The organism is Flagellimonas alvinocaridis (assembly GCF_965248585.1).
GTDB lineage: Bacteria > Bacteroidota > Bacteroidia > Flavobacteriales > Flavobacteriaceae > Flagellimonas > Flagellimonas alvinocaridis.
The window spans coordinates 354,172-377,516 of the sequence record NZ_OZ252111.1; the positions used below are offsets into that span (position 1 = coordinate 354,172).

General features: G+C 42.1%; 19 protein-coding genes. 14 read left to right on the forward strand and 5 right to left on the reverse strand.

Going from position 1 to position 23,345, the window contains the following annotated elements; genetic code table 11:
- Window positions 1-105: 105 nt before the first annotated feature.
- From mutY to gldD, 4 genes are read left to right on the forward strand one after another with little or no spacing between them, the layout of a single operon-like run.
- Entirely contained in the window at window positions 106-1,143 is a 1,038-nt protein-coding gene (mutY, locus tag ACP14V_RS01575) for an A/G-specific adenine glycosylase (RefSeq protein ID WP_424987720.1), read from the forward strand.
- A gap of 23 nt (window positions 1,144-1,166) precedes the next feature.
- Window positions 1,167-1,625, forward strand: coding sequence for a single-stranded DNA-binding protein (locus tag ACP14V_RS01580; RefSeq protein ID WP_272610923.1), 459 nt, complete (start codon window positions 1,167-1,169; stop codon window positions 1,623-1,625).
- A gap of 24 nt (window positions 1,626-1,649) precedes the next feature.
- Window positions 1,650-2,960, forward strand: a complete 1,311-nt coding sequence (locus tag ACP14V_RS01585; protein WP_272610922.1) for a gliding motility-associated protein GldE — start codon at window positions 1,650-1,652, stop codon at window positions 2,958-2,960.
- Complete coding sequence (gene gldD / locus ACP14V_RS01590; protein WP_272610921.1) at window positions 2,950-3,507, forward strand: gliding motility lipoprotein GldD; 558 nt, start codon at window positions 2,950-2,952, stop codon at window positions 3,505-3,507. The genes ACP14V_RS01585 and gldD overlap by 11 nt, the downstream gene beginning before the upstream one ends.
- Here the strand turns inward: gldD and ACP14V_RS01595 are convergent, their stop codons facing one another.
- From ACP14V_RS01595 to ACP14V_RS01605, 3 genes are all read right to left on the reverse strand, one after another.
- Window positions 3,508-3,927: a hypothetical protein gene (locus ACP14V_RS01595; RefSeq protein WP_136565316.1), complete on the reverse strand. Its 420-nt coding sequence runs from the start codon at window positions 3,925-3,927 to the stop codon at window positions 3,508-3,510. It abuts the gene before it with no gap.
- Between the two features lie 77 nt (window positions 3,928-4,004).
- The gene (locus ACP14V_RS01600) at window positions 4,005-6,077 is read right to left on the reverse strand and encodes a M16 family metallopeptidase (RefSeq protein ID WP_272610920.1); all 2,073 of its coding nucleotides are present in this window, start codon (window positions 6,075-6,077) and stop codon (window positions 4,005-4,007) included.
- 1 nt (window position 6,078) lies between these two features.
- On the reverse strand, window positions 6,079-7,401 hold the full coding sequence (locus tag ACP14V_RS01605; protein WP_272610919.1) for a M16 family metallopeptidase: 1,323 nt from the start codon (window positions 7,399-7,401) through the stop codon (window positions 6,079-6,081).
- A gap of 181 nt (window positions 7,402-7,582) precedes the next feature.
- On the opposite strand from ACP14V_RS01605, the gene ACP14V_RS01610 reads away from it, so the two are divergent.
- The 6 genes from ACP14V_RS01610 to ACP14V_RS01635 all read left to right on the forward strand — a co-directional run bounded on the left by ACP14V_RS01610 (window position 7,583) and on the right by ACP14V_RS01635 (window position 14,910).
- Entirely contained in the window at window positions 7,583-8,029 is a 447-nt protein-coding gene (locus ACP14V_RS01610; RefSeq protein ID WP_136565319.1) for a DUF4199 domain-containing protein, read from the forward strand.
- A gap of 104 nt (window positions 8,030-8,133) precedes the next feature.
- On the forward strand, window positions 8,134-8,673 hold the full coding sequence (gene rplU, locus ACP14V_RS01615; protein WP_272610918.1) for a 50S ribosomal protein L21: 540 nt from the start codon (window positions 8,134-8,136) through the stop codon (window positions 8,671-8,673).
- A gap of 26 nt (window positions 8,674-8,699) precedes the next feature.
- Complete coding sequence (gene rpmA / locus ACP14V_RS01620; protein WP_090291918.1) at window positions 8,700-8,960, forward strand: 50S ribosomal protein L27; 261 nt, start codon at window positions 8,700-8,702, stop codon at window positions 8,958-8,960.
- Window positions 8,961-9,120: 160 nt separating this feature from the next.
- Window positions 9,121-10,722 (forward strand): tetratricopeptide repeat protein, encoded by a 1,602-nt coding sequence (locus tag ACP14V_RS01625; RefSeq protein WP_272610917.1) that lies wholly within the window; start codon window positions 9,121-9,123, stop codon window positions 10,720-10,722.
- Between the two features lie 171 nt (window positions 10,723-10,893).
- Complete coding sequence (locus tag ACP14V_RS01630; RefSeq protein WP_272610916.1) at window positions 10,894-13,797, forward strand: TonB-dependent receptor; 2,904 nt, start codon at window positions 10,894-10,896, stop codon at window positions 13,795-13,797.
- Between the two features lie 93 nt (window positions 13,798-13,890).
- Window positions 13,891-14,910, forward strand: a complete 1,020-nt coding sequence (locus ACP14V_RS01635) for a phytase (protein WP_272610915.1) — start codon at window positions 13,891-13,893, stop codon at window positions 14,908-14,910.
- A gap of 3 nt (window positions 14,911-14,913) precedes the next feature.
- Here ACP14V_RS01635 and ACP14V_RS01640 read toward each other — a convergent pair whose 3' ends face one another.
- Complete coding sequence (locus tag ACP14V_RS01640; protein WP_272610914.1) at window positions 14,914-16,026, reverse strand: alanine racemase; 1,113 nt, start codon at window positions 16,024-16,026, stop codon at window positions 14,914-14,916.
- 65 nt (window positions 16,027-16,091) lie between these two features.
- On the reverse strand, window positions 16,092-18,476 hold the full coding sequence (locus tag ACP14V_RS01645; RefSeq protein WP_272610913.1) for a TonB-dependent receptor: 2,385 nt from the start codon (window positions 18,474-18,476) through the stop codon (window positions 16,092-16,094).
- Window positions 18,477-18,725: 249 nt separating this feature from the next.
- Here ACP14V_RS01645 and ACP14V_RS01650 point away from each other — a divergent pair, with 249 nt between their 5' ends.
- From ACP14V_RS01650 to ACP14V_RS01665, 4 genes are all read left to right on the forward strand, one after another.
- Window positions 18,726-19,805, forward strand: a complete 1,080-nt coding sequence (locus ACP14V_RS01650; RefSeq protein ID WP_272610912.1) for a sensor histidine kinase — start codon at window positions 18,726-18,728, stop codon at window positions 19,803-19,805.
- Window positions 19,806-19,807: 2 nt separating this feature from the next.
- Window positions 19,808-20,563 carry a LytR/AlgR family response regulator transcription factor gene (locus tag ACP14V_RS01655; protein WP_136565327.1) on the forward strand — a complete coding sequence of 252 codons (756 nt, stop codon included), beginning with the start codon at window positions 19,808-19,810 and terminating at the stop codon, window positions 20,561-20,563.
- A gap of 87 nt (window positions 20,564-20,650) precedes the next feature.
- Window positions 20,651-21,229 (forward strand): DUF3332 domain-containing protein, encoded by a 579-nt coding sequence (locus ACP14V_RS01660; protein ID WP_272610911.1) that lies wholly within the window; start codon window positions 20,651-20,653, stop codon window positions 21,227-21,229.
- 200 nt (window positions 21,230-21,429) lie between these two features.
- Window positions 21,430-23,325, forward strand: a complete 1,896-nt coding sequence (locus ACP14V_RS01665; RefSeq protein WP_272610910.1) for a peptidase M61 — start codon at window positions 21,430-21,432, stop codon at window positions 23,323-23,325.
- Window positions 23,326-23,345 lie beyond the last annotated feature (20 nt).

Genomic DNA, 23,345 nt, shown 5'->3' on the forward strand with positions numbered 1-23,345 from the left:
TTATTTTTTTGGCTTGCAAATATAAACATTAAAATTAATCTTTCGTTTAAAGCCTTTAATTTTAAGTATATAAACTGATACACACCGACAATAGTATTTTTCTGCATGTCTTTTTCCCAAGAAATTTTACAATGGTACCATAAGAACAAACGAGAGTTGCCATGGAGGAACACCATAGAACCTTATAATATTTGGCTGTCTGAAATTATCCTTCAGCAGACCCGGGTTGTTCAAGGAATACCCTATTACCTTAAGTTTTTGGATGCTTTTCCTACTGTTCGTCATTTGGCAAAGGCCCCAGAAGAAAAAATTTTAAAGCTTTGGCAAGGTTTAGGCTACTATTCAAGAGCCAGAAATTTGCATGCGACCGCCAAAATGGTGGTGAACGAGCACAACGGCGCATTTCCGAATACCTATGTTGGGTTAAAATCCTTGAAAGGCGTTGGGGACTATACGGCTAGTGCCATTGCATCTATCTGTTTTAATATTCCGGAGCCTGTTGTTGATGGTAATGTATACAGGGTGTTGGCAAGGTATTTTGGCGTGGGTATACCCATAAATAGTTCTGAAGGAATCAAACATTTCAAGGAATTGGCAAGAAAGGTTATGAATGAGGAACAAATTCGGGACTACAATCAGGGTATCATGGAGTTTGGGGCCATTCAATGTGCGCCAAAAAAACCATATTGCATGTTATGTCCGTTACAAGAGAGCTGTGTGGCCCTGAAAGATAATAAAGTGGATGTTCTGCCCATAAAACTGAACAAGACCAAGACCCGAAGACGATATTTTAATTATCTGGTTTTTTTGGATGGTCAAAAGAATACCTTATTGGAACAGCGAAAAGGAAAGGGCATATGGCAAAATCTATATCAGTTTCCCTTGCTGGAATCCGAAAAGGAATTGCAAGTTGAAGAATTTGAACAAATTCTAATGGAAGAAAATAGACTTCCACAATACCGTTCTTTTTCCATGTATAATGAGACACCTATTGTCCACAAACTATCCCATCAGCATTTGTATACCAGATTCTGGATCGTTGAAACCAAGAAGCTTTTACCAGATGGGATTTCTTGGGAACAAATAGTGGAATTTCCCGTACCAGTTTTGATTGCAGATTTCATCCAAACATTTAAAATTTAGTACTTTTGACTAATTAAAGAGTTATGAGCGGAACATTGAACAAAGTAATGCTGATCGGGCATTTGGGAGACGAAGTGAAAATCCACTATTTTGAAGGTGGGAATTGCATTGCCCGCTTCCCTTTGGCCACCAATGAAACCTATACCAATAGACAAACTGGAGAAAAGGTCACCAATACGGATTGGCATAATATTGTGGTACGGAACAAGGCTGCCGAAATTTGTGAAAAATATTTGAGCAAAGGCGATAAGGTATATGTTGAGGGTAGACTCAAAAACAGACAATGGCAGGGAGAAGATGGAAATACCAGATATACTACTGAGGTACATGTGCAGGATTTTACCTTCCTGACCACAAAGAAAGAGAGCATGGCCAATGTACAGCAGATGCAGGAAACTTCTCCAAGTCAGGAGACATCTAAAGTTTCTGGCCCTGTGGCACCCATGGATGAGACCGAGGAAGAGGATGACCTGCCATTCTAAACATATAAGTTAAAGCAATTCAATTTGGATCCCGAACCCCCTTGTTTGGTGTTTTTCTTCACTGCCTTTAATGGTATTTTTACCATAAAAGTTATTGTGCTTTTTTTCCTGTTGGGCGGATCTGCCATGATTTCGGCTGCTGAGGTGGCTCTTTTTGGCCTGTCCCAGACCGATGTAAAAGAAATGCAGGAAAAAGACAGTTCCAGAGGAAACATGATCGTACAATTGTTGGACAGACCCAAGAAACTTTTGGCTACTATTTTGATTGCCAATAACGCCATAAACATTGGCATAGTTTTACTGTTCAGTTCAATTGGGGAAACCATTTTTTACGGAATAGACGGTACCTTGCGATTCTTGTTGGAAGTGGTGGTGGCGACCTTTCTTATCTTAATGTTTGGGGAAATCTTGCCAAAAATCTATGCCAATCGCAACAGGGTCCAGTTCTCATATTTTATGGCTATTCCCTTAAAAATTTTAAGTGTCCTGTTTACTCCTTTAAGTGCGCCAATGCGATCAAGCACCCTATTTCTTGAGGAAAAATTGGGGAAGCAAAAATCCAACCTCAGTATTAACCATTTGTCACAAGCATTGGAGTTGGCTTCAGAAGGGGATACCACCAAAGAGGAGCAGAAAATATTGGAAGGCATTGTAACTTTTGGTAACACAGACACAAAGCAGGTCATGCGCCCCCGAATCGATATTTTTGCCCTGAACGAGAAAATGAAGTTTCCTGAAGTTATCGAGGAAATCAAAAAGAATGGTTACTCAAGGGTGCCGGTGTTCTCTGAAAATATGGACAATGTACTGGGCGTCCTGTATGTGAAGGACCTTTTGCCCTATATCGACCGAAAAAGTTTTAGTTGGATGTCCTTGATCCGTGAACCTTATTTTGTGCCCGAGAATAAAAAACTGGACGACCTATTGTTGGAGTTCCAAGAAAAAAAGAACCATTTGGCGGTTGTGGTCGACGAATACGGGGGTACTTCCGGGATTGTTACCCTAGAAGACATTATCGAGGAAATAGTTGGGGATATTAGTGACGAGTTTGATGATGAAGACCTTATTTTTTCTAAACTGGATGAACGCAATTACGTATTTGATGGGAAAACCGCACTTAAGGACTTCTACCGTGTAACCAAGATTGGGGACGAAGAGGAATTTGAGGCCAAGAAAGGGGAGTCGGAGACCATAGCTGGGTTTGTTCTGGAAATTTCAGGAGGCTTCCCCAAAAGAGGCGAGAAAATATTCTTCAAAGACTATCAATTTATTGTAGAGAGTTTGGACAAAAAAAGATTGAAACGCATTAAAGTTACCCTGCCCCATGAAGCTTAGCCATTTTATATTTTTTTGTGTTGGACTTGTATGTATGGGCTGTAAGGAAGATGTTTTGCCCAAACCCAAAGCCATGCTTCGGTTGGAGTATCCCCAGGGAAGTTATAAGCTGTCAGACTCTGATTGCATTTATACCTTTGACCAAAACACAATTTCCACCATAAAAGAGAATAAAGATTGCTCCTTGGTTTTGGATTATCCAATGATGAAGGGGTCCATCTATCTTACCTATAAACCAGTGGACGGAAACATTCGGGAACTGCTCATAGATGCTCAAAAATTAACCTATGAGCATGTTGTCAAGGCAGATAACATTGCACCCAAGGAATATATAAATGCTGAGGCAAAAGTTTACGGGATGTTCTATGAAGTAAGTGGGAATGCTGCATCCCAATCCCAGTTTTATGTGACCGATAGCACAAATCATTTTATAACAGGGTCATTGTACTTTTATGCCAAGCCCAATTACGATTCCATTTTGCCTGCGGCCATATATCTACAGAACGACATCCGTAGAATCATGGAGAGCCTTAAGTGGAAAGAATGATTATTCTTTGGATAAAAGCGCTTCGGCTCTTTCTATACTCCCGTTAATTTGCTCCTTCAGGGCGTTTACTTTTTCCTCCTCCTCGTTGAGCCATTGTTGTTTTTGCTCTGAAAGCTCCTTCCCATACAAGATTTCGTCGGAATCAAATCGGTCTCCGAAATTTTTCATCCAGTTCATCATAGCCCTATTGGCCTTTTGAAGATCTTTCATGGCTTTTTCATATTGTTGGCCTACTTCAGTGGTGTCCACTTTTTCTTTGAGCTCACCAACCAACTTGCCCAAGGTGCCCATTTTGGGCATTACTTCATCATGAACTGCCATAACCTGTTCCATTTGGGTTGGTCCTTCGGGAGCTTTTTTCTCTTCTTTGCAGGAAATGGTAAGGATAGCTAGGCATATTATTAAAAGGAATGTTCTCATAGTAGAATATTTTGCATGCTAAAATAACCAAAAAAGGAGCTATAAAAGCTCCTTTTTTTTATCTGTTTGTGATGGAGTTATTTAAAATCTGAAGCTTCTACACCTTCATTTACCTTGATTTCCTTCACTGTAAATTCAATGTTCTGAGGACCCATTTCTTGGGTCAATTTAAATGGAAATTTGATTCCAGATACTTCCTGATAGTTGTCATATCCTAAAGTGTTCTGCATTTCTTGACCTTGTACTTCCTCTACGGTCACTTCTTGAATCTTAAGGCCGGACGCCACATCATAAAAGGCTGCTTTTTTGTTGGTTACCTTTAATTTGTAGGCTTTTTTGTCTCCTATGGTTTCAATGCCTTCCAAGGTGATATTACCTGCAGCGAGATAATTCAGTTCTGGAAATGCGGCAGATTCTTCCTTTATTTTCTCAATTTCCTCTGAAGAAAGGTCTTTTCGCTGGCCTTGGGCCACCATGTAGCCCTTATTACCATCCAAAACTTGTTTCTGCATGGAATTGCCCATTACCTTTACATCTTGCATAAATTGATCCTTGGAGGTTTTCTTCATTTCCAGTTCCAGCTTCATTCCTTGCATTTCTGCCTCGGCCATCATGGCATACGATTCCACATTTTCCAATTTGGCCTTTCCACCAACGGCTTCGATATATTTTTCTAATATGGATTTAGCCGTTACGCCATCTGGAATAGCAACATTATAATTGGGTTTTTCAGTTTTGTTGGCATATTTGTCATAGTACAGTACGGGTATGTTCTTGCCTTTGAAAGAGACTTTTTCCAGATTTTCCAAAACATCACTTCCTTTTCCTGTGACGACGATACGGGCATTGGAAGTAGAAAAATGCTTTTTTGCTGCATTCTGGATGTCGGAAATGGTAACGGCCTCAATGCGCTCCAAATAAGTTTTGTAAAAATCGGAGGGTAGGTCTTCCGTTTCTATGTTGAGGGCATAGTTGGCAATGGTTGCCGGATTTTCGAGCGCCATCACAAAATTTCCGGCATAAAGAGCCTTTGTGTTGGTCAGTTCCTCTTCAGTCACCGGACTGTTGATCATTTTATCAATCTCTTCCAGAATCTGGACCACAGAACTATCAGTCACTGCATTACGGACTTGGGCATAAGCATCAAAACGCATTGGGCTATATTTATTGTCCCTGATACCGGAGTAAGATCCGTAGGTGTACCCTTTATCTTCCCGTAAATTTTGGTATAATCTGGCCTGGGACCCTCCGCCTAGGATTCTATTGGTCAAAAGGGAGGCCAAATAATCATCATCCTTCATTTTCAAATGGGTGATGTTTTCCACGGCCACCTCGGATTGAACGGCGTTGGGGGCATCTACAAAATTGATTTGGGTGTATTGGGCATCAGTGGGTTCCGCATAACTGAACGATGGCGGAACAGCCTTGGACCAAGGCGTAAAATATTTGGTCACCAATTCCTTTACATTGTTGAAATCAACATCACCAATGACCACCAAATAAGCATTGGCAGGCACAAAATAATTCCGGTAAAATTGCTCAACATCCACCAAGGACACATTATTTACGGTCTCTTCACTGGTTATCTCTCCAAAAGGGTGGTTTTTACCATAGGCAAGGGCCAATTGAACCCGTGTAGCTATGGCTGAAACATCTTTTTCTTCAGATTTAAGTCCGGTTATAATGCGATCTTTTTCCTTGTCAAATTCCTCTTGGGTAAAGTTGGGGTTCAAGGAAGCATCGGCCATGAGCTCCAAAATCCTTGGGAAATATTTGGAAAGGCAACTTGCTGAAGCGCTTTGACTGTTAATATCAATCGAGGCGCCTAAAAAGTCGACCTCCTCATAAAAATCATCTTTGGAGATGGACTTAGATCCTTTTCCCAATAGGCTAGAGGTCAAATCGGCAACCCCTGCCTTGTCACCCTCCAAAATAGGAGGATTATCTATGGTCAAATGAATGGATACCCTTGGTAATTTATGATTTTCTACCACTAAAACCTTGAGGCCGTTCATGAGTTCAAAACGAGCAGGTTCCTCCAAATTTATTTCAGGGGCAGGTCCTCTTTGAGGTTGTTTGGTGCGATCTATCTGTGCGTGGGATACTGCCATAAAGAGCGACAGTACCGTCAATACGATATACTTTTTCATCTTAATTGGCGTCTTTTTGTTCTGGTAAATATTCAAGTTCCACCCTTTGGTTTACTTTCAGGTATTTTTTGGCAACTTCCCTAATTTCTTCTCGGGTAATGGATCGGTAAATATCAATTTCTGTATTGATGAGGTCGGTGTTGTCCCTTAGCATGTAATTTTCGGCCAAGGAATTGGCAATCCCTTGAACACTGCTATTGGCGCTCACAAAATTGTTCTCGAACTTGTTCTGGAGTTTTTGATAGTCTTTTTCTGAAATCAAATCGGTTTGGATTTTCAAGATTTCGGCATCAATCCCATCCTTGATGTCCTGTATGGTATTGTTCCCAACAGGTAAGCCACCCACAAGGTAGGCCCCATAATCTTCGGCATCAATAGGGAAAGAAAAAATTTGAAGGGCTTTTTTCTCCTCATCTACCAATTTCTTGTAGAGTTTGGAGCTCTCCCCATCACTAAGGTAGGTCGATATCATATTGATGACATAGGCATCCCTTTTAGCCTGTCCCGGAGTCCGGTACGCCAAAAAGATGGCAGGAATCTGAATATTGGGATCATGATAGGTGGCCTGAATGGTATTGGTGATGGGAGTGTCCTCAATGTTTTTTCTTTGGACATCGGCCCCTCTTGGGATGGGACCAAAATAATCTGCAACCAATTTTTTGGTTTTGTTGATGTCGATATCCCCGGCAACCACCAGTACGGCATTGTTGGGTACATAAAAAGTTTTGTTGAAGTTTTTGAAATCATCCAAAGTGGCACTGGCCAAGTGATCTAAGGAACCAATTACACCCCAACGATACGGATGTTTTGTATATAGATTTTTCAGCATTTGTTCAAAAAATGCCCCATAAGGAGAGTTGTCCACACGAAGACGTCTTTCTTCCTGGACCACTTCTTTTTGGGTATCTACCCCTACTTGTCCAATAATGGGATGCATCATCCGTTCAGACTCCAACCATAAGCCAATCTCCAAACTGTTGGATGGGAAGGTCTCGTAATAATAGGTGCGATCCAGAAAGGTGTTGGCGTTTCCGCGACCACCGTTGCTAGTCACAATCTTGTCCCATTCACCCTTGGGAATGTTTTGGGTACCCTCAAACAAAAGATGCTCAAAAAAATGGGCAAACCCAGTTTTTTGTGGGTCCTCGTCCTTGGATCCCACATGGTACATGACCGAAGTGGTCACCACAGGGGCCGTGTTATCTTGGTGTAGAATAACATGAAGCCCGTTGTTTAGATCATACTCTTCATAAGCGACTTCTTGCGCAGCAAGAAAATGGCCCATGGCAAGTATGAAAAGTGCAGAAAGCAGAATTCTTTTCATAATGCTCTATTTTATGTTGCTAAAATCCAATGAGGTTAGTATGGATTTTTTGATTGATGTTACGCTAAATATAGGATAAAATTTGAAAGTCAGATAAATATGACACAAGTCTTTGAAGGCAACTGTGGCATATGTCGTAAACATTCAGTAAATTAATCATCATATCCAAAAATATAATGAGATGAAAAATCTAACCCTACCTATTCGTTTTGGAATTGTCACCAGTGCGATTCTCATTGCATATTTTTTGATACTCTCCCTTATGGGAAAACACACCAATGTGTTTTATAGCCTATTTAATGGTGTTATCACTGGGTTTGGTATTTATGAGACCATAAAGTATACAAGACTACGGCAAGGTAAGGGTTTTAGTTATGGTAGTGGTTTTACCGCAGGGATTACCACAGGTTTTATAGCTTCACTACTGTTCACATTTTTCTTTGCACTTTACTCCACCGAGCTCAACAGTCATTTTTTGGACGACCTTTCCAAGGTTTGGGCCAAGGACTATAAAAATTTTCAAGGAATAGTTTTCTTTACGGTTGCCATAATGGGGTTTGCCACTACCTTGGTTTTAACACTTTCCTTTATGCAACTCTTTAAATCTTCCAACAATCCCAAAAAATAATGGGTCAAAAGGTTGTAATTATACTTGTAGATTAAGGATTTAGCAGTATATTTGCACCCGCTAATTTGGCGAATAGACCATTAAATAATTATAACTAACGTATTATGTACGCAATTGTAGAGATGGCAGGGCAGCAATTTAAAGTTGCAAAAGACCAGAAAGTGTACGTTCACCGTTTGCAGGAAGAAGAAGGGAACAAAGTCGTTTTTGACAAAGTTCTTCTTTTGGAAGATGGAGGGAACGTTACTATTGGCGCCCCAGTCATAGAAGGTGCGGCTGTTGAGGCCAAAGTTGTAAAACACCTTAAGGGTGATAAAGTTATCGTCTTCAAAAAGAAAAGACGTAAAGGATACCAAAAGAAAAACGGACACAGACAATATTTGACTGAGATCGTTGTTGAAGGTATCGTGGCCAAAGGAGCTAAGAAAGCTGCTCCAGCAAAGGCTAAAGCTGAGGAAAAGCCAGTAGCTGAACCCAAAAAGGCAGAAGCTAAAAAAGCTGCTCCAAAAAAGGAAGCTCCAAAGGCTGCCGAGGATTTAAGCTCCAAAACGGTAGCTGAATTGAAAGATATGGCAAAAGCTAAGGACATTACCGGATATTCTTCCATGAAGAAAGCCGAATTGATTGAAGCGTTAAGCAAATAAAAGAATAGAACTAAAATTTAGATATCATGGCTCACAAGAAAGGTGTAGGTAGTTCAAAAAACGGTAGAGAATCAGAATCGAAACGCTTAGGGGTTAAGATTTTTGGTGGTCAGGCCGCTGTAGCCGGTAACATCATTGTAAGACAACGTGGTACCAAGCACAACCCTGGTGACAATGTTTATGCCGGAAAAGACCATACCTTGCATGCCAAGGTAGACGGCATCGTGAAGTTTGAAAAGAAAACTGGTGGAAAATCTTTTGTTTCCATTGAGCCTTTTCAAGCTTAAGAACCACCGTTTTAAACGATTAAAATAAGGCCCCGCAAAGCGGGGCCTTATTTTTTATCATTGCCCCCAACCTATTTTTTAATGGTTTAATAACCTAATGGTGATATGTGACCGGCAGTAATTGATTTTATTGTTCCCTTCTTAATTTGGGTCACGTTCCATGAAAGCAAATTTTGGCGCCTTTTGTACATTGGTCTTGGGGATAGCTCTTATCCACACAAAAGGTCTAGGACAAGAATTCCAAACCGATCTCAGCCCAACACAAACCTCCGACTCCACTTTTCTGGAATTTCAAAAAAGATTGGAAGCTTCCAAAAAGCATCCCGACCAACCCCGGGAAATTGTCCAGAATTACATAAAATTGGGCGAATATCATCATATGTTGGGATTGTATTCCGAGGCAATGGACCAATACAATGGCGCTTTGGAACAAATGGGGACCGACCTTTCGGATACGCTATATATCACATTGAACAACAACATTGGAAGGGTCTATCTCTCCCTAAACAATTTTGACTTGGCCGAGCAACATTTTACGGATACCATGAACCGTTCCTTAGAGCTCAACTATAGCTTTGGCCAGGCCAATTCCATGTCCCTATTAGGGGCTTGCTATGAAAAACAGGGAGAATATGAAAAGGCGCTGGCCTATCAAAAAGAGAGCCTGTTGTTGTTTGAACACCTAGGAGATAAACATGGTGTGGCCATCACCAATGAGAATATTGGGAGCATTTATGAGGATTTAGGGCAGTTTGACCTTGCTTATCAATACTTCAACAAATCATACGGGTACGTAAAGGATTCCGAAACCATAGAAGAGGTAAACGTACTCAATAATCTGGGAGATTCCTTTCGGAAAACTGGGGACTATGATTCGGCATTGACACATACCAAAAAGGCGTTGGAGGTTGCTCAAAAACTCAATGATCTCCATCAGTTGGAAAGTGCCCATAAAGACCTTTCCAAGACTTATGCCCTCATGGGAAATTTTGAAAAGGCCCATGCGGAACTGATACAATCAGAAAGGTTCAGCAGTGCTATGCTCACGGCCCAGAATACCAATCAGCTCAATGTGTTGCAGACCATTTACGAGACCAATAAAAAAGAAGCCGAAATACAGTTGTTGAAGGAACAGAACAAGGTAAATGCCGCCAATCAAAACTTACTTTGGGTGGCGCTGTTCGCTATCGCCACAATACTTACTATCCTATACAACTATTTGGGGAGAAAACGGAAGGCCAAGATCAAGATACAGGAATACAAACAGCGCATGCTCAAGGCGGAATTGGACAAAAAAGCCATTGAGGAAAAGAACCTTCAAAATGAGGTACAGCTCAAAACAGCTTCACTATCCCGATACAGCCTCCATCTTTCCCAGAAAAATAAAATCTTGCTCGATTTGTCCAATACTCTTCGAAACATTGCATCTCGAAAAAATATGGACACTTCGGAAAAAATAAAAAGCTTGGTCAAGGAAATCGATTTTAATTTGCAACAGGAACACGAGTGGGATGAGTTCATGAATTTTTTTAAGGAAATTCACCCAGAGTTTATCAAGAAACTCTCCACTATGTCCGAAGACAACCTTTCGCCAGCGGAGCTACGGCTGGGGATGTTGTTGAGGTTAAACTTGACCTCCAAGGAAATTGCATCCATCTTACGGGTTACCCCCGATAGTGTTCGAGTGGCTCGCCATCGTCTTCGGAAGAAACTCCCCATAGACCAAAAAGAAGAACTGGTAAACTTTATGATAGAGCTTTGACCACTTTTTTTCGCCACTTTTTAGAAAAGGTTAGCCCCATGTAAAAAAAATGTAATTGTTGCCTTCTTGTTTCCGCAGTTTTAGGGATTTGTTTCCTTTTTGTTTCCCTTTAATTTAAATCTTAATGGGTTGATATACATAGTTTTGGAATGCATACTAACGTAAACCAAAATGAAATCAATGAACTTGAAAAAACTACTTTTTGTAACGCTTTTTTTGATGCTTGGTCTCCTAAACGCCCAAGCACAAACAGGCAATATACAAGGAACCATTACCGATGAGAACGGCATTTACGTTCCTGGGGCGAATGTATATATTGAATCGCTATCCAAAGGGGCTATCACCGACTTTGACGGAAGATTTACCTTGGTGGGAATCGCAGCGGGGACCTATACCCTGAATATTTCTTACTTGGGCTATGCCGATGTGGAGCAGGAAGTTACCGTATCCGGCGGACAAACCACCGCAGTAAGTATTGTGCTAAACCCTTCCAATGTTGAGTTGGACGAAGTCCAGGTAAGTGCCTATGGACTTAGCGGACAGGCGAAAGCCCTGAATACCCAAAAAACCAATTTGAACATAACCAATGTGGTCTCCACGGACCAAATTGGAAAATTCCCCGATGCCAATATTGGGGATGCCGTAAAACGGATTCCTGGAATCACCATGCAGGTGGATCAAGGGGAGGCCCGTAACATTATTGTTCGCGGTCTGTCGCCCCAACTGAACTCCGTGACCTTGAACGGTAGCCGGATTCCTTCCGCGGAAGCAGATAACCGAAACATTCAAATGGACTTGATCCCTTCGGATATGATCCAGACTATTGAGGTGAACAAGGCCGTTACCCCAGATATGGATGCCGATGCCTTGGGAGGTTCCGTGAACTTGGTTACCCGTACCGCACCCCAAGGATTTCGGGTTTCGGCCACGGCGGGATCGGGAGTCAACTTTATTACCGATAAAAGAATTTGGAACGGGTCTATCTTGGTGGGAGACCGTACCAACGACGGAAAATTCGGGTACATGTTTTCTGCCACCATCAACGACAATGATTTTGGTTCAGATGACATTGAAGCTGAATGGACCGATGAGTTTGAATACAATACTGGGGAAGAGGATGACGAAGGGGAGCCCATTTTAGAGGAAGTGGATGTAGATCCCTACACCAATGTAACCGAGCAGCGCACTTATTTGGTACAACGTGTGAGAAGGAGTTTTGCTGCCAATTTTGATTTTCAGATCAACTCAGGAAACAATATTTTCTTGAAAACCATGTACAACTGGAGGGATGATCGTGAGAACCGTTTCCGATTGGAGCAGGAAATCTTGGATGGCGAAGATATCGAAGTAGGGGATTTCACGGTTTCCAGTGGAAGGCTTACCCGTTTCCCTGCTGAGATCAAAAGACAGACCAAAGGTGGTGTTGCCGGTGGGCGTAACAAGAACAGACGTTTGGAGGATCAGCGGATGCAAAATTATACCCTTGGAGGTAACCATTTGTTGGGATCTTTAAAGATGGATTGGATGGGGTCTTATGCCAAGGCTTCAGAAGAACGTTTGAACGAGCGTTACGCGGAGTACGAATCCGAATATATCGTGAACAACGATAACAGCAACCCCAGATACCCCATTATGACGGCTGCCACTGCTTCCGATTTTAACGATTTGGGCAACTTTGAGTTTGGTGAGATCACCAACGAAAATCAATATACCGAAGAAGAAGACATGAACTTCTTTGTCAATTTTGAATTGCCCGCCAATATTTTTGGCCAAGGGGATGGATCCATAAAGTTTGGTGCAAGGGGTAGGTTCAAGACCAAGGAAAGAAACAATGATTTCTTTGAATACGATTTGGAGGACGACTTTCCAACCTTGTTGGATATCCCCACTAAAGATTATACCGATCCTGAGTATTTGGCAGGTGAAAAATACCAGGCAGGTAACTTTGCCAGTGCGGAATGGATAGGCTCTTTAAACCTGAACAGTTCCAATGGTGAAGCCGTTCCCGATGAATTTTTGCCGGGCAATTTTAAAGTGAAGGAAAATGTGTTTGGGGCCTATGCCATGATGAACCAAAGACTTTCCGATAAATTGAGCGTGTTGGCCGGTGTTAGGGTAGAGAGTACCAAATTGGAATCTGATGGTAACCGGGTCATCTACATTGAGGAAGATGAGGATGCCGGTATTGAAGAGGGCATTGAAGTGGAAAAGGTTTCGGATGAAAACACCTATACCAATGTGTTACCGGGCGTTCACTTTAAATATGATGTAACCAATAATACTATTCTAAGGTTTGCATGGACCAATACCTTGGCTAGACCCAACTATGTGGATTTGATCCCCAGGGCCGAAATTGTGAACGAAGATGCAGAAGTCATTGTTGGAAATCCAGAGTTGGATCCCACAACGTCCATGAACTTTGATTTGAATGCCGAGCATTATTTTCAGAGCGTTGGAATTATTTCGGGCGGGCTTTTTTATAAAAGGATAAACGATTTTATCTATACCTTCATCACAGAATCTGAAGATGATTCTTTTGGAACAGGAACCACAGGATACGATATTTTTCAACCCTTGAACGGTGATTCTGCATCCATTTTTGGAGCTGAGGTATCTTTCCAGAGACAATTGGATTTCTTGCCCGGGTTTGCACGTAATTTCAGCATTTATTTAAACTATACCTATTTGACCTCAAGTGCTGATGGTATCCGTAACGAAGATGGGGACGAACGTACCGATTTGGACTTGCCCAACACCGCTCCGAACATGTTCAACGGTTCATTGGGGTATGCCGACAAGCGTTTCAGTGCAAGACTTTCCGCCAATTTTTCGGATTCGTATGTGGATGAAATTGGGGGAAATGCCTTTGAGGATCGGTATTATGACACCCAGTTTTTCTTGGATTTCAATGCCAGCTATGCCATCAATAAAAACCTAAGGATCTATACCGATGTAAACAACATCACCAATCAACCCCTGCGTTATTTCCAAAGTGTAAAGGACCGTACGCAGCAAGCGGAGTTCTATGATATCCGTTTCACTTTCGGGTTGAAGTACGATTTGTTCAAAAAGTAATTCAGCAGCTAGTATTTTGAACAATGTCATGCCGAGTGCCTGCCCTATTTGGGCAGGTACTCCAACTGACGAACCCTTTTTAAAACTATTTTTATGAAAAAAATCTATATCCCTTTTATATTGGTGCTAGGCATGGTCTCCTGTAAAAAAGGGAGTAAGCTTCCAGCCATAGCACCGGACATTATTACTGAAAAGACACCAAATGACACGGATGATCCTGCCATTTGGATCAATCCGGATGATGCCTCAAAAAGTATTGTTTTTGGAACCGATAAAGAGACCAATGGAGGTATTTATGCCTTTGACCTCAATGGAAAGATCATTCAAGAAAAGTCCATCAAAAATATCCAAAGACCCAACAATGTGGATTTGGAATACGGTTTTCAGTTGAACGATTCCGTTGCTGTGGATGTAATTGCTTTCACGGAAAGGGAAAAACAACAAATAAGATTGTTTTCTGTACCGGATATGAGGCCCCTCGATGGTGGAGGTTTTCCTGTTTTTGAAGATGAAACCGAAGTAGAACAACGTTTGGCCATGGGCATCAGTTTGTACAAATCGCCAAAAGATTCATCCGTATATGCCATTGTTGGCAGAAAGATAGGACCAAGCGGCTCGTATTTGTACCAATATAAACTGGAATCGGATAGTACAGGGGTTTCAGCCCATTTGGTGCGCAAGTTCGGAAGCTTTACGGGAGGAAAGGAAATTGAGGCCATTGCTGTGGACAACGAAATGGGCTACGTATATTATTCCGATGAAGGCGAATGCGTTAAAAAATATTATGCGGAACCTAGTATGGGCAATGAAGAATTGGCCTGCTTTGGCGGAGAACACTTTTTGGAAGATATCGAGGGGATTGCCATTGCAAGGTACCCCAACGGAGTAGGATATATTATTGTATCTGACCAGCAACGCGGACAATTCAATATCTTTTCCAGAAAAGACAATAGCTTCATTAAAGCTGTAAACCTATCCACTACAGAAACTGATGGCTGCGATGTGATCACTGTGCCTTTGAACGATACTTTCCCCAATGGTCTTTTTGCCGCAATGAACGACCAAAAGGACTTCTATTTTTACGATTTGAAGAAAGCGTTGGACCTGGAATAAAATTCAAATAGTAAGTTTTCGTTTTCGAGCGGTAATCTCCCAAGTGTCGGTTTTTTTACCGTTTTTGATCACGGAAACTTCATCATGTAGGTTAATGGTAGGACAAATATGGTAGGGGATGCCGTAAAGTACATCACCGATGTTTAGGGCATCCCAATCCGCCACTTTGATCACGCCGTGCTCTTCACTTTGTGAAAGCAGTTCGTAATCCTCAAGATTGAGGAATTGTATCCGCTTGTCTATGGGGTTTTCCGCGGCCACGGATTTATGCCCCATATCCACAGTAACAATACCTTCGGTGGGTTTGGAGATCACACGGGTCACGACGAGCGCCGCGTGCTTAAAGTTTTGTTCCGTTAATTTTTCACCATATCCCCAATCCCACAACACGCAGGTACCCGGACTTGTAATCCTGTTTTCTTCCATACGGTGTGAAGTAAAGGAGGGGGTTCCTCCGCAAATCATTCTTAGATTTGGATGGGTCTTTTTTAACCCATCGAAGTAGTGGGTAACAGATTCCAATCCCTTTTCAATTTTTTGGTTCCTCTCTGAAAATTCTGGGTCGCGAAGATGCCCATCGTACACATGGAACCCTTCAAACTGAAGGGATTTGCATTCATCCAAAGAGGCTATCAAAGTATCGAGTTCCTTTCCTATTTTGATTCCGGAACGGTTCATCCCGTTGTTGATGTCTATATAAATTGGAATGATCAAGCCTTTGACCTTCGCCTTTTCATTCAACAATTTGGCCGTAGGCACAGCATCAATCAGCGTGGCAAAACGGGTAGAAGGAAAATGGGCGGTCAATTCAAGGAAACGGTCCACTTTGGGCCCGACCAATTGATGGGCGATCAACACAAAATCGGCTCCCGCTTCTGCTGCTATTTCCGCTTCCGCAATGGTGGAACCTTTAAAATTGGAAATGCCGGCATCCAATAAACGCTTCATGACCTTGGGCATTTTATTGGTCTTGATGTGGGGCATCAAACGGGTAGTATCCCCACCGACCAAGGAGAGCATTTCTCTGATGTTGTATTCCAGATGATTTACATACAAGGCAATAGATGGGGAATCAACCGCATCCACATTTTTAATCTCATACCAATTTTGGGCCATGTTCCGTTCAGTTTGAATTGGGAAACAAGGTACTCATTTATGAGTGAAGGAAAATTGAATTCCCCCTAGAATTGAAATTTGTACCCAAAGTCTGGAAAGAATCCAATTTGGTCCACGCGGTCTACATTATTGGTCAATCGGTTATAGCGTTCCACAAAGATGTTCTCATTGGCGGTCACGTTTTGCAGGTCTACATAAAATTGGTGCGAACGTTTTTTGTTTCTACTGTTTATTTTGAGGCCAAATTTCACATCCCATCTAAAATAAGCATCATACTGTTGGCTATAGGCCAAGTCTTCCCGCAGGATTTCAAAACCAGCTTGTTGTGAAGCTTCCAAGTCAACAGGGGTATAGTATCTGCCCCCAGAGGTGGTAAGCCGTGTATCCACAAACCAGATATTTTTGCCAGATGGGCCTGCCTTAAATTCCTTTCCTGCCAGAAGGTTGACCACATGTCCATTGTTGAAAGGGGTGTTTCGTTCCATACCATCACTTCCTTTGTATTTGCTTTCAAAGAAAGAGCCCGTCAACAAACCATAATATCCCCTACTGAAAAATTTCTCCAAAGTAAGCTCAACCCCTTGGTTATGACCTGTACCTTCGTTGACCAAGGAAACCCTATCGTTGTCAAAACCAAAATCGGCTCCTTCGGTAAGCGTAGAATAACTGGAAGGAAAAGGTTCTACCCCTGCCTTGTCAATATCTTGATAGTAAATTTCCACCTTAGCTCTCCAACTGTCGGCCAAACGTGCATCATATCCCAATACATAATGGTTACTTTGGACAAAATCAAGGCTTTTATTGGTCTGTAGTATTTCTCCGTTCACATTTTCGTTCAGGAACAGGAGCGGTAGCGAAACGGATTGATGGTGTAGCCCATATCCCAAGTTGAAGATATGGTTGGGAAAGGGGGAATAGTTGATGGCGGCTCGTGGTTCCCATACCCATTGACTGTTGAGGGAACTGTATTGGGCATGTAGACCGGCATTGAAGGTAAGCTTTTCAGTAACCCTAAACTGTCCTTGGACGTAGGGTTGCCAAAGGGCTATATTTTCATCAATGTCCCTAAAGGTGACCAAATCTGGGTCTCCATCAGAGTCGTTGTCTGCTTGTTCGGTGCGATCTAGGAGCAGACTCTGTACATTGAACGCCTCAACAAGAAGGCCGGTCCTAAAGGCAAGCCTATTGTTGAGTTTGGTATTGAACAATGATGACACGGTAAAACGGGTTTCCGAATCATCTACGTCGGTATAGCGTATCAATCGCTCTTGGGGAGTGCCCATTTCGATGAAACGGTCTGCCGTGAACTCATTTCCCGAATAGGACACCGATGCAATGGTTCGTAAAAAAGAGTTTTGACTTAGGCTGAGATTGTACTTTAAACCCAAAACACCAAATCTTGAGTCCACATAGGAGTTTTCATCTTCTGCGGCGAAAAGATCATCTGGGTCTATATCGTTCCCCAAAAACTCAATATCTGAGGTTCCGAAGATGCCAAAGGCTGAAAGAGTGCCGGAATTTACGCGGCCAAAATCAATGTTAAAGGAAACATCATTATAATTGGGAGTGGCTGAGGTTCCCCCGGCGCCAATCCCCAAAAGACTTACCAATGAGTATCGTGCAGCAATCAGGAACGACCCTTTATTTTTGCCCAAGGGGCCTTCTGCCATGGCCTCCACCCCAGTGAAGATTCCCGTTTGGAGGGTGTATTCATAATCATCGGCATTCCCTTTTCTGAACCCAAGGTCGAACACCCCACCAATTGCATTCCCATATTCAGCAGGAAAAGCCGAAGTGATGAAATCGGAGTTTTTAAGGAGATTGGGGTTTAAAGCCGATACAGGCCCTCCGGTGGTCCCGCTGGTGGAATAGTGATTGGGGCTGGGAATGGGCACTCCCTCCAAACGCCAGAGCAACCCTGTGGGCGAGTTCCCCCGGATAACAATGTCGTTCCTGCTATCATCGGGTGCGGAAACGCCGGCAAAGTTGGCGGCCAATCGCCCTACGTCGCTTCGCCCACCGGAAAATCGGGTGACCTCCTCCACCCCAAATTGTCTGGCGGAAACCGTGGCCAATTTGTTCACGGATTTGTTTTTGGCATCGGTATTGGTCAGGACCACTTCTTCCAATTGGTTAAAAGATTCCAGTAATGTAACGGTAATAAAAACATCTTTTCCTGTGGTTACTTCCACATTGGAAACCGTGGTGCTTTCAAAACCGATATAGCTTATCCGTAAGGTTTGGCGACCCACAGGCACATTTTCAAAAGAAAATCGACCATCAAGGTCAGTGATGGTCCCGGTGGCCATTTGCATCTGCAACAATTCAATCGTAGCTCCTTCCATGGGATTTTCAGATTGTTTGTCCAAAACGATGCCTTTGATGGTCCCTGTTTGGGAAAACATTGAAAATCCATACAAAAAGAATAGGGCGAGAATGATTTTTTTCATGACTGACGTTATTTGATTTTCATCGAAGATGCCTCAAGGTGTTGAAATCAAGAATTCGAGGAATGGTGAACCGTACTTTAGGCCGTTGTACCGTTCATCAAAGATTCTGGGATGCCAAAGCCGCTTTTTTTGTGATGAATTTCAGATAAGAAGGGATTGCCTACGGTTCAATCTGTTATTTGACAGTTGGGTTTTAAGGTTTGCAGTGATTGTTAAGACCTTGCGTATCTTTAACAAATGGTTTTTGGGATGCTCAAAAAGAAAGGGTTAAAAAAATTTCTGTTCCGTTGGATGGTGGTCAACGTGGTTTTCTTTACCATCAAAGTCACCATGGAGCATGAAGAGGGTGAGCTGCATACCTTTTTTACGTCCACGAGCCAGTTCTATTATTGGACCACCTTCCTATTTTTTATGATAACGTGGGAGTTCAATGATCGGTTGATCTATAAAGAACTGAGAAAAGGAGAACTCAATCTAAGGAATAGTATCGGTATCTATTTGAAGACCATGGCATTGTTGCTACCCTTGAGCGCCTTGATCTACTATTTGGCCCTTTTCCCCTTAAGAGAAGTGTTGGACATTCACTGTGAACAACCTTACATCATTGAATTTTGGGGCGACTTTTTTAGGGCTGGATTGATAGGGTCTACCGTAGTGTTCATCAACCTTTTTTATTTTTCCATGAAGCAGAAGGAAGAAATGCAGGAACAGATGGAAAATCTGAAAAGAGAAATGATCGCGTCCAAGTATTCCTCCTTGCGAAGTCAAATTAGCCCCCATTTTTTGTTCAACAGTTTAAATACGTTGACGTCCTTGATGTATGAGGACCGGGATTTGGCCTCGGACTTTGTAACCCGGTTGGCCTCTAGTTACCGTTATATTTTGGATAACAAGGAAGAGGATTTGGTAAGTTTGCAAAAAGAGCTCAATTTTTTGGATGCCTATATCTTTATGATGGAGGTACGGCACAAGGATGCGATTTCGGTTAAAACGGACATCAAGGTTGCTCCGGAACTCTATCGGATTCCTACCTTGACCTTGCAAATGTTAATAGAAAATGCCCTGAAGCACAATTGGTATTCCAAGGAAAAACCCTTGCAGATTTCGCTGTCCACGATTGGGAACAGCGCTTTGGCCATCAAGAATACCCTTAGAAAGCGTGATACCAAAGAGGAAAACACCAAGCTTGGTCTGGAAAACATCAAAAAGCGTTATTCGTACTATACCAACAAGGAAGTGTTGATACGCGAGGAGGATGCCCATTTTGAGGTCATTATTCCACTTCTGGATAAAAAAATAACGGAAATGAACCTAAAAGCCATATCCTAAAAATGAAGGCGGTCATTGTTGAGGACGAAGAGTTTGCCCTAAAGCGTTTGGCACAGATGGTTGGGGAATTGGCCCCAGAAATTGAGATTGTGGCCGGGCTCAATTCTGTGGAAAGTGGTGCCGATTGGTTCCAGAAAAACCAACTTCCCGATTTGGTGTTTTTGGACATCCAACTCAATGATGGGTATGGTTTTGACATCTTGGATGCCATTGAGGACCATCCTCCCGTAATATTTACAACGGCCTATAATGAATTTGCCATTCGTGGATTTAAGTATAATGGGGTAGATTATCTGTTAAAACCGATAGTGAAGGGAGACTTGAAGACGGCGTTGGAAAAATTCAAGAAAAATGTTACCCGTAACGGACATACCACTACAGAAAATCTGGAGCATCTGAAACAACTTTTCCATAAGGAATACAAACATAGGTTCATGGTAAAGGTGGGGAACCAATTCCGTTCTTTCAACGTGGAGGACATCGCCTATTTTAAATCCCATGAAGGGTTGATATGCCTGTATACGCATTTGGGCCAATCTTATCCCATTGAATACACCATAGACCAATTGGAGAATATCCTAAACCCTATTCACTTTTTCAGGATTAACCGCAAGTTCATGGTCTCAGTAAAGGCCGTGGTGGAAATCCATAGCTATTTTAACAGCCGTTTGTTGTTGAAACTTCTTCCAAAGGAAGAAGAGCAGGTAATCGTTTCACGGGAGCGCACCACCAATTTTAAGAAATGGCTGGATATGTGATAATGTTCTGATGTCGAACACAGAACCCCAAGATGGGTTGAAATACTTTTTGTAGCTTTAAGTACATTAACTATAAACCCATTTATCATGAAAAAAGTCATTAGCTGTTTGTTATTGTCGTCTACCATCTTGTTTTCAAGCTGTTTGGGATCGTTCAGGGCATTCAATAATTTGAAGGACTGGAACCAAGGGGCAACCGACAGTAAATTTGTAGATAACCTGATTTTTTGGGGGTTGTGGATTGTTCCCGTGTATGAATTGTTCCTCCTCGGGGATGCTATAATCTTCAATGTGATCGAGTTTTGGTCCGGATCTAACCCCATAGCCATGAAACCAGGGGAGTCCGAGACTCAAATGGTGGAACATGACGGAAATACCTTTAAAATGGTAGCCACCCAAAACAGGGTTCAAATTACCGTGGTGGAAGGTCCTAAAAAAGGCAAAAAATTGGATTTGGTGTACAAGCCCGATGAAAAATCTTGGAACGCCGTTCGCCCAAATGGAGAGATTATAAAGTTATCCTCTTTCGAGGAAGGGTTCTATATTGTGTATATGCCCAATGGAGAGCAAATCAAAATCAACCCAATGGACACTAGGGAAGAAGGGTTGGCCATTCTCCAGGAAAACAAGACCTGTTATTATTCCGAAAGTTTATTGGCAGATTAATTACAGTTGACCATTTAAAAAGCCATGGTTCTTTCCATGGCTTTTTTTTGCCAAAAACTTTCGGAATATTATAGAACTATTAGCCTTTGCTTGGTAAAGGATCTTTATATGTAACAAATCAACTATTTCCGTAACCTATTGTTGTCGGAAATATTTTAATACTATATTAGTTGGCAATATCAAAAAACATTCAGTAAATCATGATAAAAAAGGTAACCTTACATGCATTGGTGCTTGCAACAGTTTTTTCTTGCGGTGTCAAAAATCAAGTCAATGATCTAGCTTCCGATAATTCTATAAGAGCACAATTGGATTTGGTTAATATTCAAGATGATAAAGTAAATGTGGTCATAGATCCAGGGAGGTTTGTCCAAGATACGGTTATTTACAGATTGCCAAGAGTGGTTCAGGGAACCTATGCAGTATCTGATTTTGGGAAGTATGTAGAGAATATATCGGCTATTGATTATCAGGGAAATACGATGCAAATTACTCAGGTTGACACCAACACTTGGATGTTTGCCAATGCCAAGAATTTGGATAAAATAACGTATGCGGTAAACGATACTTTTGATCAGGAAGTGGATGGAGGAATTGGCGAGGAAGTTCCCTTTTCACCCTCAGGGACCAATATAGAGCCTAAGCAAGTGATGCTGAACCTCCACGGGTTTGTGGGGTATTTTGATTCCCTAAAACGGAATGCTTACCAAATTGACATCAAATCTCCTACAAAATTCAAGTATACCTCTCCTCTCACAGAAATACAATCGACCCAGAGCGAAGATGGTACCATCAAAAACTCAGTGTTCCTTGCCAATCGATATTTTGAGGTAACGGACAATCCCATGATGTATGGGGAGACCGAAGTTGAAGAGTTTATGGTTGGAAACATCAAGATTGTATTGAGTGTTTTTTCCCCCAATGGAGTACATAAGGCTTCCGAGATTAAAGAAATCATGGCAGAGATGATGCAAGCCCAAAAGAGATATCTCGGAGATTTGAACAGTACGCCCCGATATGACATCCTACTTTATTTGTCCGACACCAAAAAACCAGATTCCCCAAAAGGGTTTGGAGCTTTGGAACACCATACTTCTACTGTGGTGGTCTTGCCGGAACAAATGGATCCAGAAGCATTGGCAGAATCGATGATCGATGTAGTGGCCCACGAATTCTTTCATATTGTCACTCCACTTTCAGTACATTCAGAAGACGTACATTATTTTGACTACAATAACCCAACATTCAGCAAGCACCTATGGCTTTACGAAGGGGTCACCGAATATTTTGCGCAGCATTTCCAGGTCTATGAAGGCTTGATAGACCCGGCGGAGTATTACGCTAGGACCACCGAAAAGATAAATACCTCAAGGTCCAATTACGATGATGCCATGAGTTTTACCCAAATGAGTGAGAACATTTTGGAAAACCCATATAAGGACAACTATGCCAATGTTTATATGAAAGGAGCGTTAATTGGTATGTGCATGGATATTTTAATGAGGGAAAACAGTGATGGGCAACGTAGCCTGCGTTCGTTGTTAGGAGAGTTGTCCGTAAAATATGGTAAGGACAAACCTTTTGAAGATGATGCCCTTATTACTGAAATTACGACAATGACCTATCCTGCGGTTGGCGAATTTTTAAACACCCATGTAGTTGGAAATACACCCATAGATTATGGCCAAATGTTGGATAAGGTAGGACTTTATTTCGCAGAGGCTGAAGTGGAGACCAATTACATTCAGAATGCCGGCGAACTGATCTTGTCCGCAGACCCAGAGAGGGGAGGGATTAAGTTCAATGATCTTGTGGCAAACAACAGCTTTTGGAACGATAATGGGGTTAAACCCAATGATTTTATAAAATCCATTAATGGAACAGAAGTCACCTTGGCCAACGCCAATCAAATTTTAACAGAAGTGTATGCATGGAGTCCTGGCAAAGCCATTCAAGTAGAGTTGTTAAGGGGAGATGAGGAGGTCCTCATTGAGGCCACCACCACACCAACCTATACCAAAGCCGTTACGCTATTGGAAAACCCAGAGGCTACGGAAGCCCAAAAAGAATTACGGAAGGCTTGGCTAAAAGGCTAGGTCTAAGTTTTGCCAAATAA

Bases quoted from the DNA above. Each gene is read 5' to 3' on its own strand.
- ACP14V_RS01640 (WP_272610914.1), bottom strand. From the start codon at position 16,026: ATGGCCCAAAATTGGTATGAGATTAAAAATGTGGATGCGGTTGATTCC.
- ACP14V_RS01655 (WP_136565327.1), top strand. From the start codon at position 19,808: ATGAAGGCGGTCATTGTTGAGGACGAAGAGTTTGCCCTAAAGCGTTTG.
- mutY (WP_424987720.1), top strand. From the start codon at position 106: ATGTCTTTTTCCCAAGAAATTTTACAATGGTACCATAAGAACAAACGA.
- ACP14V_RS01595 (WP_136565316.1), bottom strand. From the start codon at position 3,927: ATGAGAACATTCCTTTTAATAATATGCCTAGCTATCCTTACCATTTCC.
- ACP14V_RS01610 (WP_136565319.1), top strand. From the start codon at position 7,583: ATGAAAAATCTAACCCTACCTATTCGTTTTGGAATTGTCACCAGTGCG.
- ACP14V_RS01630 (WP_272610916.1), top strand. From the start codon at position 10,894: ATGAAATCAATGAACTTGAAAAAACTACTTTTTGTAACGCTTTTTTTG.
- ACP14V_RS01650 (WP_272610912.1), top strand. From the start codon at position 18,726: ATGCTCAAAAAGAAAGGGTTAAAAAAATTTCTGTTCCGTTGGATGGTG.
- rplU (WP_272610918.1), top strand. From the start codon at position 8,134: ATGTACGCAATTGTAGAGATGGCAGGGCAGCAATTTAAAGTTGCAAAA.
- ACP14V_RS01605 (WP_272610919.1), bottom strand. From the start codon at position 7,401: ATGAAAAGAATTCTGCTTTCTGCACTTTTCATACTTGCCATGGGCCAT.
- ACP14V_RS01660 (WP_272610911.1), top strand. From the start codon at position 20,651: ATGAAAAAAGTCATTAGCTGTTTGTTATTGTCGTCTACCATCTTGTTT.
- ACP14V_RS01645 (WP_272610913.1), bottom strand. From the start codon at position 18,476: ATGAAAAAAATCATTCTCGCCCTATTCTTTTTGTATGGATTTTCAATG.
- rpmA (WP_090291918.1), top strand. From the start codon at position 8,700: ATGGCTCACAAGAAAGGTGTAGGTAGTTCAAAAAACGGTAGAGAATCA.
- ACP14V_RS01580 (WP_272610923.1), top strand. From the start codon at position 1,167: ATGAGCGGAACATTGAACAAAGTAATGCTGATCGGGCATTTGGGAGAC.
- ACP14V_RS01625 (WP_272610917.1), top strand. From the start codon at position 9,121: ATGAAAGCAAATTTTGGCGCCTTTTGTACATTGGTCTTGGGGATAGCT.
- gldD (WP_272610921.1), top strand. From the start codon at position 2,950: ATGAAGCTTAGCCATTTTATATTTTTTTGTGTTGGACTTGTATGTATG.
- ACP14V_RS01665 (WP_272610910.1), top strand. From the start codon at position 21,430: ATGATAAAAAAGGTAACCTTACATGCATTGGTGCTTGCAACAGTTTTT.
- ACP14V_RS01635 (WP_272610915.1), top strand. From the start codon at position 13,891: ATGAAAAAAATCTATATCCCTTTTATATTGGTGCTAGGCATGGTCTCC.
- ACP14V_RS01600 (WP_272610920.1), bottom strand. From the start codon at position 6,077: ATGAAAAAGTATATCGTATTGACGGTACTGTCGCTCTTTATGGCAGTA.